This window comes from Herbaspirillum frisingense GSF30 (genome assembly GCF_000300975.2).
In the GTDB taxonomy this organism is placed as follows: Bacteria; Pseudomonadota; Gammaproteobacteria; order Burkholderiales; family Burkholderiaceae_D; genus Herbaspirillum; species Herbaspirillum frisingense.
Genome location: NZ_AEEC02000025.1, coordinates 64,155 through 79,510, shown reverse-complemented (window position 1 = coordinate 79,510; position 15,356 = coordinate 64,155). Strand labels below are relative to the sequence as shown.

The window sequence follows — 15,356 nt, the reverse complement described above, 5'->3', positions numbered from 1 at the left end:
AGGCAAAAACACGCACCCATCCCACCCGGCTGCATGCAACTCAACAGGGCCGCGCTGATGAGCATCGCGCTTCTGCTCTCATTAGGCTGACCTCGACTGGGGTCCAGTGACGCGGATTGCAGAGCTGGTAAGGTGGACACTCCACCGGCTGCCTTCTGATCAGCTGGCGTTGCGCCGTAGAGGCCGTGCCTCTGCGTTGGTAGTGCCCTACCCATTGCGCTACACCGCGAGTGCGCGGGACAAAATATCATCCACAAGCACTGGGGATATCACCGCCAACACTCCCTGGCGATGTCCCAATCCTCACCGTTATCAGCATGCAGCCAAGCTTGCTTCCCGTCCATCAACCCACCGATGCGACTTCCTGCTGAGTTATTCCACAGTTCGCAACAACCAGGGCCAACGTGGTCGATCAGACTTATACACAGTGATTGATGACGAGCATCTCGTCCGTTGCACCTGCGTCGATGTCCTATCCACAGCCAGAATGATCTGGCACACCCGCTCGATCATCTTATGCACAAGCAAAAATAAAACAGCCTTCGCATAGTCTTCCTATACGACCACAGCACCGACATTACTAACACCCGCGGATCAAGCTCGTAATTTCGTGAGGCAATAAAAATGCCGGCATGGTCGGCATCTCTAAAAATTCACACGCATAAGCAGATCAACAGTATCACGTTGATCCATCCACAAGTCCGCCTCCAGACTGGATTCCAGCCAAGTTGTCCACAACAGGCACAAGAACCCAGGTAAGAGAAATACTTATACACAGCATCTTCGACAACGACCTGCAACCAGAGCACTTTGCAGCCCAGAGCGGGGAAAAATCTAAGTTTTCCACAGCCCTCTCAAACTCAGCCAGTCACCGCTCTGAAATGCACCAACGCATCCAGTCCCTCGACCCGGCCAGCATCGTCCACCCGATTGCGCAAGCTGATGGTCGCCTGCATCGAGTCCACGATCTCACCGCAGATCGTCAGTCCCAGTCCACCTGAAGAAGATCCATTCGAGGAAAACGCCTTGAAGACATTTTCCATGGCCGGTGCGTCGATACCCTTCCCGCTATCCCAGATCAGCAACTCCGCCACCTCGTCCCTTGCGCTGATGCGAATCCCCAACCGTCCCCGCACCGGCGTATGTCGTATGGCGTTGTGCAAGAGATTGGATATCAGCTCGCCGATCATCCACGGATGTCCCATCACCAGTATCTTCTCGGCTTCCAGCTCAAAGTCCAGGTCCTTCTCCGCAATCAGCGGCGACAGGTCCACAGCCGTCTCACGCGCCAGCATGCCCAGATCACACACCTCCTGCGCACCCCGTCCCCGTATCTGCTCGACCTTGGCCAATGACAGCAACTGGTTGGCCAGGTTGGTCGCCCGTTCCACTGTTCCCGACATCTCCTGCAGGATCTCCTGCGCCGGTGCATCCCCGCGCAAGCCAGACTGCAACTGCGTTTTCAATACCGCCAGCGGAGTACGCAACTGGTGCGATGCATTTGCCACAAAGCGTTGCTGGTGATCCAGCAGGCGCCGCAAGCGCGCCATCAACTGGTTCAGTGCATTGATGAACGGCTGCAACTCACGCGGCGCCATCGGCGGCGCCACCGGAGACAGATCGTCTGCAGGCCGTTCATCCAGCTGGCGGCGCAAGGCATCCACAGGTTGCAAGGCACGCCGCACCACATACAGGGTCACCGACACGATCACCACCAGCAAGGCCGCCTGTCGGATCAGCGTTTCCCAGAAGATCTTGCGGGCCAATGCACTGCGGTTCTCCATGGTCTCCGCCACCTGCACCAGGGCCGCGCCACGCGGGTCATTGGTCACCACCGGCTGGAACAGTGCGGCCACCCGCACCGGGACGCCGTTGTAATTGTCTTCGTAGATATGCGCCAGCGCCGGATAGATGGCTTCCTTGTCCGCCTTGCCCTTATAGGATGGCAAGTCAGCATCACCGTCGAAGAACTTGCCTTCCAGGTCATTGATGCGATAGATCATCCGGCTCGAATAATCCGCCTCGTAGATTTCCAGCGCTGCATACGGTAGCGAGGCCTTCAGCTCGCCATTCTCGATACGCAGCAGATCACCGATGGAATGCACCGAGGCGATCAGCATGCGGTCATAGGCCGTGTTCACCGACTCCAGCGTATTGCGATACAACGAGAAGGAATCAATGATGATGAACAGGGCAATCGGCGAGATGATCCACGCCAGCAGATAGGCGCGCACCGAGCGGCGCCGCGAAAACAGATGCGCCACGTCCTCAGTCCCCGCCGCCCTGCTGCTGCCTGTCGCGCAACAGATAACCCAGACCGCGCAAGGTCATGATCTCCGCACCGGTCTCCATGAGCTTCTTGCGCACCCGATGCACCACCACTTCGATGGCCTCCAGTTGCGTATTCTCTTCCATCGGGAATACCAGCCGGAACAGCTTCTCCTTGGTCACCGCATGCCCCGGCTTGGCGATAAGCGCCTTGAGCAGCGTATGCTCGCGCGGCGTCAATTCCAGCGGATCATCACCGCAATAGAAGGCGCCGGAACCTCGATCGAAGCGCAGGCGCCCACAACGCTGTACACCGTCATCGGCATTGGTACGACGACGCAGCAAGGCACGGATGCGCGCATCCAGCTCATCGAGATCGAAGGGCTTGGCCAGGTAGTCGTCAGCACCCGCGTTCAGACCTACCACGCGATCGCCCACCGCGCCGCGCGCGGTCAGCACGATCACCGGCGTGCCGATATCCTGCGAGCGGATCCGCTGCAGCAGGTGCAGGCCGTCCAGCCCGGGAATGTTGAGGTCCAGTACCACCAGGTCGCCGACACCATCCTTGATGTGCGACAACGCACTGATGCCGTCGCCGCAATGCGTGACCTGAAAACCCCGTCGCTCCAGCGCCCTGAGCAGCGCACGCGACATGTCGATGTCGTCCTCCACCAGCAGGATATGCATGATGTCCCATATCGTTATCGTTGGTAAGCCGCCTTTATACCGCCAAACCTCCCCCAGCGCGAGCCCTGTGCGGATGCGCTTTGAAAGCAGATTGAAAGCCACCGGAAAGGCAGCTGCAAGGAAACCCCCGCTTTGGCAAGGTCCCGCAGTAGCAAAAGCCGCGCCCCTCGCCTACACTCCCGCACATCGCCGGCCAGCACCTGAATTTGTCAGCCGTCGCGACCGGCACCAAGACCAAAACCATCTCTAGGAGACAGCATGACTCAGCGTCTGATCAAGACCCTGTTGGCACTCGCCCTGGCCGCACCGGCCATCGCCTTCGCCCAGGACACCTGCACCAACCGTGGTGACCTCGACCAGCAATACTGCGACGCCAATAACGACCTCACGGCCGACACCCCCACCGATCCCAAGAAGCTGAAGAACCCCAATACCCTGGTCTTCACCTTCACCCCGGTGGAAGACCCGGCCGTCTACGACAAGATCTTCAAGCCCTTCACCGACTACCTGTCGCAGTGCACCGCCAAGAAGGTGGTGTTCTTCCAGGTCCAGTCCAATGCCGCTGAAATCGAAGCCATGCGCTCCGGTCGCCTGCACGTCGGCGGTTTCTCGCCCGGCCCGACCAACTTCGCCGTCAACATCGCCGGCGCCGTGCCGTTCGCTGTCATCGGTGACGCCAAGGGCTACCAGGGCTATACCCTGAACGTGATCGTGCGCAAGGACAGCCCCATCCAGAAGATGACCGATCTGAAGGGCAAGAAGGTCGCCCACACCGCGCCCTCCTCCAACTCCGGCCACATGGCGCCGATGGCCCTGTTCCCCAAGCTGGGCGTGACCCCGGACAAGGACTACAAGGTCATCTTCTCCGGCAAGCACGACCAGTCCATCCTGGGCGTGAACTCGGGTGACTACGACGCAGCCGCCATCGCATCCGACGTCTTCGACCGCATGGTCGAGCGCGGCGTGATCAAGGCCGAGAACTTCCGTGTCATCTGGCACAGCGAGAAATTCCCGACCCAGGACTTCGCCTACGCGCATGACCTGGAGCCGAACTTCCGCGACAAGATGCTCAAGTGCTTCTACGACTACCGCTTCACCGATGAGCTGAAGAAGGCCTTCGCTGGTTCCGATCGCTTCTACCCGATCAACTACAAGAAGGACTTCGAAATGGTGCGCTTCGTCGCCCATTCCGCAGGTGAATCCTTCAACCGCGCCGCCTACGACAAGCAGAACGCCGGCAAGAAGTAAGCACGTGGCCTGAGCCTCCCACCCGTGGCCGTCCTGGCCCGGGTGCCGCAGTACCCGTCCTACACCGAACCAAGCAACACGGCCCGTGCCCACCGCACGGGCTGCGGCCCCTCGCATCCCGCGAATGGCCGCGCATCACCAGAGAAAGCGCCTCCCATGTCACACGCCATCGAAATCCAGGGCCTGGTCAAGGAATACAAGCCCGGCCATCCCATCCTCAAGGGCATCGACCTGAAGATCGGCGATGCCGGCCTGGTCGCCATCATCGGCCCTTCCGGCACCGGCAAGTCGACCCTGATCCGCTGCATCAACCGCCTGGTCGACCCCAGCCGCGGCGCGATCTGGTTCGAAGGCGAAGGCAAGCGCGTGAACCTGGCCGAGCTGCGCGGTCGCGCCCTGCGCGAGCAGCGCCGTCACATCGGCATGGTGTTCCAGGAATACAACCTGGTCGAGCGCCTGTCGGTGATGGAAAACCTCCTGTGCGGACGCCTGGGCTACGTCAACGCGTTCACCGCCTGGCGCCGCAACTTCAGCAAGGAAGACATCGCCCACGCCTTCGAGCTGCTGGACACCGTCGGCCTGGGCAACTTCGCCAACCAGCGCGCCGATGCGCTTTCCGGTGGCCAGCGCCAGCGCGTGGGCATCGCCCGCGCCCTGATGCAGCGCCCGCGCCTGCTGCTGGCCGACGAGCCGACCTCCTCGCTGGACCCCAAGACCTCCTTCGAGATCATCTCGCTGCTCAAGGAACAAGGTCGCGCCCAGAAGATCCCCGTCATCGTCAACATCCATGATGTCGAACTGGCCAAGCGCTACGCCGACCGCATCATCGGCATGTCCGGCGGCCACGTGATCTATGACGGCAATGCCGAGAACCTGTCGGATGACTTCCTCAAGCAGATCTACGGTGGCGAGGACTGGCTGGCATGACGACCGCAACTCCCCCCACCCCACAGAACGCCGGCGCCCGCGTGAGCCTGGCCTTCAAGCCGCAGCTGGTCACCCGCGTGGTGATCTGGCTGATCGCCCTCTACGCGATCTACGCCGCCACCCAATTGGGATTCTCCTGGGAGCGCTTCTCGTCCGGCCTGGGCAATGGCGCCAAGTTCCTCGGCCGCATGTTCCCGCCTGACCTGTCCAAGGGCGACATCCTCTGGGGCGGCATCAAGGAAACCCTGCAGATCGCCGTGCTGGCCTCGCTCTTCGGTATCCTGCTGTCGCTGCCCATCGGCCTCATGGGGGCACGCAACCTGATGCCGGCATGGATCTCCTGGCCCGCACGCGCACTGGTGTCGGTCTGCCGTTCGCTGCACCCGGTGATCGTGGCCATCCTGTTCGTCAAGGCGGTCGGCTTTGGTGCCCTGGCCGGCGTGCTGGCGCTGATCGTGGCGTCCATCGGTTTCATCGGCAAGCTCTTCGCCGAAGCCATCGAGGAAATCTCCATCAAGCAGGTCGAAGCCATCCGCGCCACCGGTGCGTCCTTCATGAACGTGATCCTGTTCGGCGTCCTGCCGCAGGTGATGTCGCGCTTCGTCGGTTTCTCCACCTACCAGCTCGACTCCAACCTGCGCAACTCCACCATGGTCGGCATCGTCGGCGCCGGTGGCGTGGGCGGCGTGCTGTTCTCCGCCTTCCAGCGCTTCGACTACGACTTCGTGCTCACCATCCTGGTCACCATCATCACCATCATCGTCGTCGGCGAACTGCTGGCGAACTCGGTCAAGAAGGTCTTCAATGTCTGATACCGTCCTCTCCCGTCCCCCGGCCGCGCTCACTCCGGCCGAGCGCGAATGGCAGCGTCACACACCGCTGCAGCGCGTGCTGCGCTTCACGGTGTGGCTGGTCATCGCGCTGGCCGTGGTGCAGTCGCTGCGCTATATCGAAATCATCCCCGAGTTCCTCTACGATGCACCGGAACAGATGAGCGACATGCTCTCCCGCATGTGGCCTGTCGACTGGGAATACTTCGGCACCGACGTGAAGGCCGGCCTGATCGAAACCCTGCACATCGCCACCCTCGGCACCCTGCTCTCCATCGTCCTGGCCATTCCCTTCGGTCTGCTGGTCGCGCCCAACCTGACCCGCAACCGTGCCTTGAACCTGTTCGCCCGCATCGTGCTGGTGGCCAGCCGCTCGGTCAATTCGCTGGTCTGGGCGCTGCTGTTCCTGGCCATCTTCGGACCCGGCCCGCTGGCGGGCACCCTGGCCATCGCCTTCCGCTCCATCGGCTTCGTCGGCAAGATGGCCGGCGAAACCATCGAGCAGATGCCGCGTGGTCCCATCGAAGCCCTGCAGGCCTCGGGTGCCAGCAAGTTCTCCGAAATCTGGTACGGCTACTGGCCACAGTTGAAGCCCGCCTTCATGTCCATCGTACTGCTGCGCTGGGATATCAACGTGCGTGAATCGGCCGTGCTGGGCATCGTCGGCGCCGGTGGCGTGGGCATGGTGCTGGACACTGCCCTGAATCTGTTCCAGTGGCCGCGCGTGGCCACCGTGCTGGTCTCCATCTTCGCCATCGTGATCGTCACCGAAGTGGTGGTGACCCAGATCCGCAAGCGCATTCTCTAATCCTGAAGCGAGGCCTGCATGAAAGCACGAGGCACCGAAGGCATCACCTATCCCCCGCAATACGACCTGCTGGTGGTCGGCGGCGGCATCAACGGCGCCGGCATCGCCCGTGACGCCGCCGGACGCGGCCTCTCGGTGGCGCTGTGCGAGCAGCACGACCTGGCGCAGCACACCTCGTCGTCCTCCAGCAAACTGATACACGGCGGTCTGCGCTACCTGGAGCACTACGAGTTCGGCCTCGTGCGCAAGGCCCTGATTGAACGCGAAGTACTCCTGCGCAGCGCTCCCCACATCATGTGGCCGTTGCGCTTCGTCATGCCGCACGACCAGGGCCAGCGCCCGGCCTGGCTGATCCGCCTGGGCATGTTCCTCTATGACCACCTGGCCCGGCGCGAACTGCTGCCCGGCTCGCGTGCGCTGGACCTGCGCCGTCACCCCTCGGGTGCGCCCCTGAAGTCGCAGTTCACCCGTGGCTTCGTCTATTCCGATGGCTGGGTGGATGACGCGCGCCTGGTGGTATTGAACGCCATGGACGCCGCCGAAAAAGGCGCCCACATCATGACCCGCACCCGGTGTGAATCCCTGAGCCGCCAGGACCAGGGCTGGCAAGCCGTGCTGCGGCGCGCCGATGGTCATGCCATGCAGGTGCGCGCACGTTGCGTGGTCAACGCCGCCGGTCCCTGGGTGGCCCAGTTCCTGGGCGACGCAGCCCACGTGCACTCCAGCAAATCGGTACGTCTGGTCAAGGGCAGCCACATCGTGGTCAAGCGCCTGTTCGACCACGACCATGCCTACATCTTCCAGAATCCGGATGGCCGCATCGTCTTCGCCATCCCCTACGAACGCGACTTCACCCTGATCGGCACCACCGATATCGAATACAAAGGCAAGGTGGAAAACGTCGCCATTTCCGAAGACGAGATCGGCTACCTCTGCCAGCTCGCCAATCGCTATTTCGACAAGCCCATCACCCCGGCCGAGGTGGTCTGGTCCTACTCCGGCGTACGTCCACTACTGGAAGATGCCGCCGCCGATGCCTCGGCCGTCACCCGCGACTATCAGCTTGACCTGAACACCCAGGGCGCCCCGCTGCTCTCCGTCTTCGGCGGCAAGATCACCACCTTCCGCAAGCTGGCTGAAGAAGCGGTGGACATGATCGCCCCCGTGCTCGGCAACCAGCGCGGCGCCTGGACCGAGGGCGGCTGCCTGCCGGGCGGCGACCTGTTCGGCACGAAGCCGGCCAACCGTTCTGTGCGTGAGTTCGATCAATACGTTTCAAGTCTGCAGCAGCAGTACCACTGGCTGCCGGCATCACTGTTGCAGCGATACGCGCGCGCCTACGGCAGCCGCACGCATGGGCTGCTGGAAGGAAAGAAGAGCTTGGAAGAGATGGGAGAAGAGATTCTGGGCGGGCTGTACGCCGCCGAGGTGGACTATCTGTTGCGCCACGAATGGGCCACCAGCGCGGCCGACATCCTGTGGCGGCGTTCCAAGCTCGGCCTGCATTTCCCCAAGGGCAGCGAGGCCGTGCTGGACGCCTGGCTGGCCGCGCGCGGCGGCCAGCCGGAGGCAGAACAAGCGCTTCAGGCCGCCAGCAGGTAGGCACCCACGGCGGCGATACCCACGCCGCCGATGCGCACCACGCGGTCGGCCATCTTCTGGCCGGCCACCAGGCCGATACCCAGACCGGCCGCATGCAGCAGCGCGGTCGCGGCAATGAAGCCGGCGCCGTACAGGGCGGCCGAGCTACCGTGCGGCAGTTCTGCACCGTGGGCATAGCCATGGAACATGGCGAACAGCGATACCACCAGCGTGCTGCCCCACAGCGGCATGCGCACCGCAAACGCGATCAGCAGACCCAGCACCGCCACCGACGCGGCGATCCCGGTTTCCACGGCCGGCACCTGCAGGCCAGTGAAGGCCAGCAGCGCACCCACCACCATCATCAGCGGGAAGGCCAGCGGCAGCACCCACAGGGCACGCTGCTTGCTTTGTGCCGCCCACAGGCCCACGGCCAGCATGGCCAGCAGGTGATCCACGCCCGAGAACGGGTGGGCGAAGCCGGCGGCCATGCTGGCCGTGGCATCCATGGTCGAACCGGGATGGCCCGGGTGAGCCAGCGCGGAGCCGGCCGCCAGTGCGGTGACGGCCAGCACGCCCAGGCGGGCGCGGGTCTTGGTGGTGAGTGCAAACATGATTTCTCCTTGGGCAGATTCTGCAAAAAATGACAGGCGGGTCTAAGTTGTAGGGGCAGCGTCGCACAGTCGATACGATGCGCTTTCCGTTCGGAGTGAGTAGCGGCTCTGTCGCGCATCCAAGTCGCTCGGTCGTGACGTCTTCGATACGGCCCTGTCGGGCCTACTCAGTCCGAACGGTAGTCATTGATTCAAGCCGCGTTCATTGAACTGGCTTCTGGTCCAGCAAGCCCTGCTTGCGGATGTACTCGATCACCTTCTCCACCCCATCGCCACTGCGCAGGTTGGTGAACACGAAGGGGCGTTCGCCGCGCATGCGCTTGGCATCGGCCGCCATGATATCCAGATTTGCGCCCACATAGGGCGCCAGGTCGGTCTTGTTGATGATCAGCAGGTCGGAGCGGGTGATGCCAGGGCCGCCCTTGCGCGGGATCTTCTCGCCACCGGCCACGTCGATGACGTAGATGGTCAGGTCCGACAGCTCGGGGCTGAAAGTGGCCGCCAGGTTGTCGCCACCGGACTCCACCAGGATCAGGTCCAGGTCGGGGAAGTCGGCGCTCATGCGGGCGATCGCCTCCAGGTTGATCGAGGCATCCTCGCGGATGGCCGTGTGCGGGCAGCCACCGGTCTCCACCCCCATCAGGCGATCGGCCGGCAGCGCATCGGCGCGCAGCAGGATCTCCATGTCTTCCTTGGTGTAGATGTCATTGGTGATGACGGCCATGTCGTAATGGTCGCGCATGCGCTTGCACAGCATTTCGCACAGCGCCGTCTTGCCGGAACCGACCGGGCCGCCGATGCCCACGCGCAGCGGATTGGAAGTGGAATTGCTCATGGTTGTCTCTTGGTTCGTGTAGCTACGTTAATGATATAAATGATCAGGAGCGATAGATGCGGCTGTACTGCACCTCATGCTGCATCGACAGCAGCGACAGTCCCGGCGCCCAGTTGCACAGATCATCGTCCTCCAGCGTCAGCGCCGTCGCCGCCGCCCTCTCCAGCTCTGGTTGCAGCGACAGCAAGATGCGCTGCCCCGCCACCTGCCCCAGCGGCACCGTCTTCACGCAGGCCAGTACCTGGTTCTCGGCCCAGGCGAAGAGCATGCCCAGCACTGCCGCTTCCCGTGGCACCTGCAGCGCCACCGTGGCATAGGCCAGGGCAGTAGGCAGCGGCACTTCCGGCTGTGCCTGCAACAGCGCCAGCAGCTCGGCGTCGCCCAGCTTCAGGTCGGCGACCAGCTTGCCCAGCGAATAACCCATCTGGATGGTCTCGGCGCGAAACTCCGAGGTGTCGCGTGCCGCCACGAAGCGCTCGGTCCAGCGCGTGACCGCCTCGGCATCGCGAGATTCAAAGGCCGCCACCAGTCGCGCAAAGATAGGCGCCTCGAAGCGCGCCACCACCTCATGCAGCGCATGGCCGATCCAGTCGCGTGCCGCCGCTTCGCTGTTGACCCGCCCGTTCTCGATGGCCGCCTCCAGCCCTTGCGAATAGCTGTAGGCACCAATCGGCAGGGACGGGCTGCTCAGTTGCAGCAGATGCAGCAAGGCGCTGGCGTGCATGGATCAGCCCTCGTCCTTCTTGTCGCTGGGCCGGTGGATCTTCTGGCGCAGCGGGATCGGCGCCAGCGGATTGTGATGATGGTCGTCACCGTGATGGTGATGACCACCGCCATAGGCCCCGGCTTCCGGTTCGAAGGCGGCTTCTTCTTCCGACACGCGTGCGCCCAGACCTTCCAGCATTTCCTTGAGCACCGGGTCCTTGCGGATGCGCAGGAAGCCCACGCCACCCGCATGGCCGATATGCGCCTGGGTGTGACGATTGCCGAGGTGGAAGGCGCAGCGCAGCAGCAGGTGCGCGTCGGCCGCATCGACCCGGTAGGTGGCCTCGGCCTTGGCGATGATCTTCACTACGCGGCCATCGTCGCCGCGCAGCAGGTCGCCATCGCGCAGCACGGTACCGCGCACGGTGAACACCGCCACATCCTCGCCCGAGCGTAGCGTGGCGCGCAGGCGGCTTTTCTCGCGCTGGTCGTAGGGCAGTTCCAGTTCACCGTCGATCTGCGCGGCCTGGTCTATCTTGGTATTGAGAGTCAGCATGAAAAATTCCAAGGAAATCAGAACAGGAAATAACGCTGCGCCAGTGGCAGCGACACCGCCGGCTCGCACACCAGCAGCTCGCCATCGGCGCGCACTTCATAGGTCTCGGAATCGACTTCCATCTTCGGTGTGGCGCCGTTGTGGATCATGTCGCGCTTGCGCAGGTTGCGCATGTTCTTCACCGCCACTACCGGCTTGTTGAGCTTCAGTTGCTCGCCGATACCGGCGTCGAAGGCAGCCTGCGAAACGAAGGTCATGGACGTCTTCAGGCCACCGCCATAGGCGCCGAACATCATGCGGTAATGCACCGGCTGCGGCGTCGGGATGGAGGCATTCGGGTCACCCATCTGGGCCGCCGCGATCATGCCGCTCTTCAGGATCATCGAGGGCTTGGCGCCGAAGAAGGCCGGCTTCCACAGCACGATGTCGGCGATCTTGCCCACCTCCAGCGACCCCACCACGTGCGAGATGCCGTGGGTGATGGCCGGGTTGATGGTGTACTTGGCGATGTAGCGCTTGATGCGGAAGTTGTCGTTGCGCGAGGTATCTTCCTTCAGCGAACCGCGCTGCACCTTCATCTTGTGCGCGGTCTGCCAGGTGCGCAGGATCACCTCGCCCACGCGGCCCATGGCCTGCGAGTCGGAAGACATCATCGAGATCGCGCCGATGTCATGCAGGATATCCTCGGCCGCAATCGTCTCGCGCCGGATGCGCGACTCGGCGAAGGCAATATCCTCGGCAATGGCCGGGTCCAGGTGATGGCAGACCATCAGCATGTCCAGGTGCTCGTCCAGCGTATTGACCGTGAACGGGCGCGTCGGGTTGGTGGAGGACGGCAGCACGTTGCCCTCGCCCACGGCCGCAATGATGTCCGGTGCATGGCCGCCACCGGCACCTTCGGTGTGGAAGGTATGGATGGTACGGTCCTTGAAGGCCGCCAGGGTGTGCTCCAGGAAGCCGCCTTCGTTCAGGGTATCGGTGTGGATGGCCACCTGGATATCCATGCGGTCGGCCACCGTCAGACAGTTGTCGATGGCGGCCGGCGTGGAGCCCCAGTCCTCGTGCAGTTTCAGGCCGATGGCACCGGCGCGGATCTGTTCTTCCAGCGGCAGCGGCAGGCTGACATTGCCCTTGCCCAGGAAGCCCAGGTTCATCGGGAAGGCATCGGCCGCTGCCAGCATCGAATGGATGTGCCAGGGACCGGGCGTGCAGGTGGTCGCCGCCGTGCCCACGGCCGGACCGGTGCCGCCACCCAGCATGGTGGTCACGCCGCTCATCAGCGCTTCCTCGATCTGCTGCGGGCAGATGAAGTGGATGTGGCTGTCGATGCCGCCGGCGGTGACGATCATGCCTTCGCCCGCAATGATCTCGGTCGCGCCGCCGATGGCCATGGTCACACCGGGCTGGATGTCCGGATTGCCGGCCTTGCCGATGCCGGCGATCTTGCCCGACTTGATGCCGATGTCAGCCTTGACGATGCCCCAGTGATCCACGATCAGCGCATTGGTGATGACGGTGTCCATCACGTCGGCGTGGGCGCGCTGCGACTGGCCCATGCCATCGCGGATCACCTTGCCACCGCCGAATTTCACTTCCTCGCCGTAGATCGTATAGTCCTTCTCCACCTCCAGGAACAGCGCGGTATCGGCCAGGCGCACGCGGTCGCCGACGGTGGGGCCGAACATCTCGGCATAGGCCGAGCGGGAAATCTTGCTCATTTGGACTGTCCCTTCTTCTCCGTGCCGACATTGGCTTTCAGCTTGCCCATCACCAGTGCATTGAAACCATAGACGCGGCGGTCTCCCGCCAGCGCCACCAGTTCCACCGTGCGTTCCTGGCCCGGCTCGAAGCGCACTGCCGTGCCGGCGGCGATGTTCAGGCGCATGCCATAGGCCACGGAGCGCTCGAAGCGCAGCGCCGGATTGGTTTCGTAGAAATGGAAGTGGGAACCCACCTGGATCGGCCGGTCGCCGCTGTTGGCCACCGTCACGGTGGCCGTGGCACGGCCGGTATTGAGTTCGACGTCGCCGGGTTCGACCAGCATTTCGCCTGGAATCATGACGCGCTCCTCAAGGAATCGGATGGTGGACGGTGACCAGCTTGCTGCCGTCGGGGAAGGTGGCCTCCACCTGGATGTCGGGGATCATCTCCGGCACGCCGTCCATCACATCGTTGCGGCTCAGGATGGTGGTGCCCTCGGACATCAGCTCGGCCACGGTCTTGCCGTCGCGTGCGCCTTCCATGATGGCGGCGGTGATCAGGGCCACCGCCTCCGGATAGTTGAGCTTCAGGCCACGCGCCTTGCGGCGTTCGGCCAGCAGCGCGGCGGTGAAGATCAACAGCTTGTCTTTTTCTCTTGGTGTCAGTTCCATGTTGGCTCCCGGCCGGCTGGCGGCCTTCAGTTTCTATGACTTTGCTCGTTGCTTGATGCAGTTTCTACGATGCAGCTCAGGTATTCCAGATACGCGGGATCGCCGCTGCCCTGCCGGTGACCGCAGGCCGCAGCACCTGCCAGGCCGTATGCAGCCATTGTCGCGCCACCAGGCTGGATTGGCCCATGTAGCGGGCGATCAGCACCTGCTTCATCAGGGTGGCACCGCTGCGCCCTTCCAGTTGCAGCGCGCCGATGGTCTCGCGCAGGCGGCCCAGCAGGGCGGCATCCATGCCATCACCCACGGCGATGAGGGTACCGCAGATGGTCTGTCCGTCCAGTGCCAGCGGTCCCTGCATGGCGCCCGCCTCAGCCTGTAGGCGGCCCTGCTCGAACCAGACCAGCTTGCCGCCACGGCGGATGCTGGTGCGCTGGCTCACCGCGCCGGTGGTGAAGGTTTCGCCGGAGGCGGTGCGACCAAAGCAGAGAATCTCCGCACCCAGGTAAGCGGCGTCGGCCGCCAGCGTCACCTCGTGTTCCATGCGCACATCGGCGCCATCGAAGAAGATGGTTTCCTGCGGCAACCATTCCAGCTTTGCACCTGCACCGGCATCCAGACGCACTACCTGGCGCGAATGCTGGCCGTTGGCGCGATACCACTTGCCCGCACCCGGCGTGGTCAGCAGGGCATGGGCGCGTTCGCCCACCTCGGCCGTGATGGAGAGCTGGTCGCCGCCCACGATCCCGCCCGGGGGATGGACGATGATGGCATGGCAGATGGAAGGGTCTTCGGGGTAGAGCGGCTTCTGCACGCGCAAGGGACCGAAGTGCTGGCGTCGCAGCAGGCGCGTGGTGCCGCCATCGTCGGCAAAGCCCAGCGTCAGGCGTGCCTGGTCCGGCGCATGCCGCAGGGGCGCGCCCGGGGTCGCAGGGGCCGGCATGCTGGCGGGTTCCGGATGGCCGGGGAGTCGTTTCATACCTGGTTCTTCATTGCGTGGTCGGCAGCGTGCGCCGGGTCTGCCGGCCGCGAACATGCGACTTTATAGCAGACCCGCCGCAAATGCGCAGCTTCGTCTCGTGCATCGCTCCCCGTTCGGACTGAGTAGACCTGCAGGGTCGTATCGAAGGCGCTGATCTGCCTGTCGACGCGGGCGCGCCTTCGATACGCCGCTTTGCGGCTACTCAGTCCGAACGGTATCTGTTGGACTGGGCTCGTCAGATACCTCAGACCGCCAGATGCTTCCTCACATCATCACCATCCATCTGGTCCTGCGTACCGGCCGCGACCACCTCGCCGCGCGACATGACCACGAAGGTGTCGGCCAGCTCGCGGGCGAAGTCGAAGTATTGCTCGCACAGCAGGATGCCGATATCGCCGCGCTGGCGCAGCAGGCTGATGACGCGCCCGATATCCTTGATGATGGAGGGCTGGATGCCCTCGGTCGGCTCATCCAGGATGATCAGCTTGGGCTCGGCCAGCAGCGCCCGGGCAATGGCCAGCTGTTGCTGCTGACCGCCGGAGAGGTCACCGCCGCGACGGTGCAGCATTTCCTTCAATACCGGGAAGAGTTCATAGACCTCGCCCTTGATGGTAGAGGCACGGCGACCCGACAGCGTGGCCATGCCCATGAGCATGTTCTCTTCCACCGTCAGGCGCGCGAAGATCTCGCGCCCCTGCGGTACATAGGCAATGCCCAGCCGGGCGCGCTGGTGGGGCTTCAGTTTGGTGATGTCGTGGCCTTCGAACATGACATTGCCACGGGCCACCGGCAGCACCCCCATCAGGCATTTCAGCAGCGTGGTCTTGCCCACGCCATTGCGGCCCAGCAGCGAGAGCACGCGGCCCTTCTGCACATCGAGCGAGACACCGCGCAGCGTATGCGCGGCGCCATAGTACTGGTTCAGTTCATTGACTTGCAGCATGGA

General features: G+C 63.4%; 16 protein-coding genes. 5 read left to right on the top strand and 11 right to left on the bottom strand.

The window, feature by feature from the left end; genetic code table 11:
• Positions 1-860 precede the first annotated feature (860 nt).
• Both HFRIS_RS16935 and HFRIS_RS16930 read right to left on the bottom strand, forming a co-directional pair.
• Complete coding sequence (locus HFRIS_RS16935; protein WP_006464644.1) at positions 861-2,264, bottom strand: sensor histidine kinase; 1,404 nt, start codon at positions 2,262-2,264, stop codon at positions 861-863.
• A 4-nt stretch (positions 2,265-2,268) separates the two neighbouring features.
• Complete coding sequence (locus tag HFRIS_RS16930; RefSeq protein WP_006464643.1) at positions 2,269-2,955, bottom strand: response regulator transcription factor; 687 nt, start codon at positions 2,953-2,955, stop codon at positions 2,269-2,271.
• 258 nt (positions 2,956-3,213) lie between these two features.
• On the opposite strand from HFRIS_RS16930, the gene phnD reads away from it, so the two are divergent.
• The 5 genes from phnD (at position 3,214) to glpD (ending at position 8,370) form a co-directional block, all read left to right on the top strand.
• A complete protein-coding gene (gene phnD, locus HFRIS_RS16925) occupies positions 3,214-4,203 on the top strand; it encodes a phosphate/phosphite/phosphonate ABC transporter substrate-binding protein (protein WP_006464642.1) in 990 nt (329 codons plus the stop codon).
• Positions 4,204-4,359: 156 nt separating this feature from the next.
• Positions 4,360-5,130, top strand: coding sequence for a phosphonate ABC transporter ATP-binding protein (phnC, locus tag HFRIS_RS16920; RefSeq protein WP_006464641.1), 771 nt, complete (start codon positions 4,360-4,362; stop codon positions 5,128-5,130).
• Positions 5,127-5,942 (top strand): phosphonate ABC transporter, permease protein PhnE, encoded by an 816-nt coding sequence (gene phnE / locus HFRIS_RS16915; RefSeq protein WP_006464640.1) that lies wholly within the window; start codon positions 5,127-5,129, stop codon positions 5,940-5,942. The genes phnC and phnE (HFRIS_RS16915) overlap by 4 nt, the downstream gene beginning before the upstream one ends.
• On the top strand, positions 5,935-6,768 hold the full coding sequence (phnE, locus tag HFRIS_RS16910; RefSeq protein WP_006464639.1) for a phosphonate ABC transporter, permease protein PhnE: 834 nt from the start codon (positions 5,935-5,937) through the stop codon (positions 6,766-6,768). The genes phnE (HFRIS_RS16915) and phnE (HFRIS_RS16910) overlap by 8 nt, the downstream gene beginning before the upstream one ends.
• A gap of 18 nt (positions 6,769-6,786) precedes the next feature.
• Positions 6,787-8,370 carry a glycerol-3-phosphate dehydrogenase gene (gene glpD / locus HFRIS_RS16905; RefSeq protein ID WP_006464638.1) on the top strand — a complete coding sequence of 528 codons (1,584 nt, stop codon included), beginning with the start codon at positions 6,787-6,789 and terminating at the stop codon, positions 8,368-8,370.
• On the opposite strand, the gene HFRIS_RS16900 is transcribed toward glpD, so the two are convergent.
• The 9 genes from HFRIS_RS16900 to urtE all read right to left on the bottom strand — a co-directional run bounded on the left by HFRIS_RS16900 (position 8,352) and on the right by urtE (position 15,353).
• Positions 8,352-8,963 carry a HupE/UreJ family protein gene (locus HFRIS_RS16900; protein ID WP_006464637.1) on the bottom strand — a complete coding sequence of 204 codons (612 nt, stop codon included), beginning with the start codon at positions 8,961-8,963 and terminating at the stop codon, positions 8,352-8,354. The genes glpD and HFRIS_RS16900 overlap by 19 nt on opposite strands.
• Positions 8,964-9,165: 202 nt before the next feature.
• Positions 9,166-9,798, bottom strand: a complete 633-nt coding sequence (gene ureG, locus HFRIS_RS16895; RefSeq protein WP_006464636.1) for an urease accessory protein UreG — start codon at positions 9,796-9,798, stop codon at positions 9,166-9,168.
• A gap of 43 nt (positions 9,799-9,841) precedes the next feature.
• Positions 9,842-10,522, bottom strand: coding sequence for an urease accessory protein UreF (locus HFRIS_RS16890; RefSeq protein WP_006464635.1), 681 nt, complete (start codon positions 10,520-10,522; stop codon positions 9,842-9,844).
• A 3-nt stretch (positions 10,523-10,525) separates the two neighbouring features.
• Positions 10,526-11,059 carry an urease accessory protein UreE gene (gene ureE / locus HFRIS_RS16885; protein ID WP_006464634.1) on the bottom strand — a complete coding sequence of 178 codons (534 nt, stop codon included), beginning with the start codon at positions 11,057-11,059 and terminating at the stop codon, positions 10,526-10,528.
• A gap of 17 nt (positions 11,060-11,076) precedes the next feature.
• On the bottom strand, positions 11,077-12,777 hold the full coding sequence (gene ureC, locus HFRIS_RS16880; protein ID WP_006464633.1) for an urease subunit alpha: 1,701 nt from the start codon (positions 12,775-12,777) through the stop codon (positions 11,077-11,079).
• The gene (locus HFRIS_RS16875; protein WP_006464632.1) at positions 12,774-13,118 is read right to left on the bottom strand and encodes an urease subunit beta; all 345 of its coding nucleotides are present in this window, start codon (positions 13,116-13,118) and stop codon (positions 12,774-12,776) included. Before HFRIS_RS16875 ends, ureC begins: the two co-directional genes overlap by 4 nt.
• 10 nt (positions 13,119-13,128) lie before the next feature.
• The gene (locus HFRIS_RS16870; protein ID WP_006464631.1) at positions 13,129-13,431 is read right to left on the bottom strand and encodes an urease subunit gamma; all 303 of its coding nucleotides are present in this window, start codon (positions 13,429-13,431) and stop codon (positions 13,129-13,131) included.
• A 76-nt stretch (positions 13,432-13,507) separates the two neighbouring features.
• On the bottom strand, positions 13,508-14,407 hold the full coding sequence (locus HFRIS_RS16865; RefSeq protein WP_006464630.1) for an urease accessory protein UreD: 900 nt from the start codon (positions 14,405-14,407) through the stop codon (positions 13,508-13,510).
• Positions 14,408-14,654: 247 nt separating this feature from the next.
• Positions 14,655-15,353, bottom strand: coding sequence for an urea ABC transporter ATP-binding subunit UrtE (gene urtE, locus HFRIS_RS16860; RefSeq protein WP_006464629.1), 699 nt, complete (start codon positions 15,351-15,353; stop codon positions 14,655-14,657).
• Between the last annotated feature and the right edge of the window lie 3 nt (positions 15,354-15,356).

Excerpts from the sequence above, each read along its gene's own strand:
- HFRIS_RS16930 (WP_006464643.1), bottom strand. The coding sequence starts at position 2,955 with ATGCATATCCTGCTGGTGGAGGACGACATCGACATGTCGCGTGCGCTG.
- phnD (WP_006464642.1), top strand. The coding sequence starts at position 3,214 with ATGACTCAGCGTCTGATCAAGACCCTGTTGGCACTCGCCCTGGCCGCA.
- phnC (WP_006464641.1), top strand. The coding sequence starts at position 4,360 with ATGTCACACGCCATCGAAATCCAGGGCCTGGTCAAGGAATACAAGCCC.
- phnE (WP_006464640.1), top strand. The coding sequence starts at position 5,127 with ATGACGACCGCAACTCCCCCCACCCCACAGAACGCCGGCGCCCGCGTG.
- phnE (WP_006464639.1), top strand. The coding sequence starts at position 5,935 with ATGTCTGATACCGTCCTCTCCCGTCCCCCGGCCGCGCTCACTCCGGCC.
- glpD (WP_006464638.1), top strand. The coding sequence starts at position 6,787 with ATGAAAGCACGAGGCACCGAAGGCATCACCTATCCCCCGCAATACGAC.
- HFRIS_RS16900 (WP_006464637.1), bottom strand. The coding sequence starts at position 8,963 with ATGTTTGCACTCACCACCAAGACCCGCGCCCGCCTGGGCGTGCTGGCC.
- ureG (WP_006464636.1), bottom strand. The coding sequence starts at position 9,798 with ATGAGCAATTCCACTTCCAATCCGCTGCGCGTGGGCATCGGCGGCCCG.
- HFRIS_RS16890 (WP_006464635.1), bottom strand. The coding sequence starts at position 10,522 with ATGCACGCCAGCGCCTTGCTGCATCTGCTGCAACTGAGCAGCCCGTCC.
- ureE (WP_006464634.1), bottom strand. The coding sequence starts at position 11,059 with ATGCTGACTCTCAATACCAAGATAGACCAGGCCGCGCAGATCGACGGT.
- ureC (WP_006464633.1), bottom strand. The coding sequence starts at position 12,777 with ATGAGCAAGATTTCCCGCTCGGCCTATGCCGAGATGTTCGGCCCCACC.
- HFRIS_RS16875 (WP_006464632.1), bottom strand. The coding sequence starts at position 13,118 with ATGATTCCAGGCGAAATGCTGGTCGAACCCGGCGACGTCGAACTCAAT.
- HFRIS_RS16870 (WP_006464631.1), bottom strand. The coding sequence starts at position 13,431 with ATGGAACTGACACCAAGAGAAAAAGACAAGCTGTTGATCTTCACCGCC.
- HFRIS_RS16865 (WP_006464630.1), bottom strand. The coding sequence starts at position 14,407 with ATGAAACGACTCCCCGGCCATCCGGAACCCGCCAGCATGCCGGCCCCT.
- urtE (WP_006464629.1), bottom strand. The coding sequence starts at position 15,353 with ATGCTGCAAGTCAATGAACTGAACCAGTACTATGGCGCCGCGCATACG.